The organism is Methanosarcina sp. 2.H.A.1B.4 (genome assembly GCF_000979385.1).
Taxonomy (GTDB): domain Archaea; phylum Halobacteriota; class Methanosarcinia; order Methanosarcinales; family Methanosarcinaceae; genus Methanosarcina.
On sequence record NZ_JJOV01000082.1, the window covers coordinates 100,304 to 100,822 of the forward strand.

1 pseudogene is annotated in these 519 nt (G+C 34.5%); it reads left to right on the top strand.

Annotation, left to right across the window (positions count from 1 at the left end):
- A pseudogene (locus tag EO92_RS18655) lies at positions 1-519 on the top strand (IS1634 family transposase); the annotation flags it as partial.

Sequence of the window (519 nt, forward strand, 5' to 3'; positions counted from 1 at the left end):
ACAGTTGGAAGCAAAAGCAAGAGCTGTTATGAGGAAATTAAAGGAAGCAAAAGAGATTCAGAAGGCCATTGTAAACAAGAAAAAGCTTCCTAAGAAGTTCAGAATTAATAACGAGTTAATTGAGATTGATTACTCTTTTAGGACTAAGCTCGAAGAGCTTAGTGATGAAGAAGCTATAGAACTCTTAAAAGCTTCACTGATTAATGGAAGAGAAAGATTTTTCTGCCTCAAATCAAACAGGCATTTGACACTTGAAGAGGCATTGAAAATATACCGAAAAAAGGATTCCATTGAAAAAATATTTCACTCGTTAAAAAACGAAATTCAGATTAAGCCGTTGAGAGTGTGGTCGGATGATAGCATTTATGGAGCTATTATCCTGGGATTTATTGCCCAGTTATTCATATCGCTGATGCGATATGAATTTGAGGACATTAAACACAGGTCTACGAAATTCATCAAAAAAAGCTTGAAGAATTTGACACTTACAATCAACTTCAAGAAAAATGGGGTCAAAAA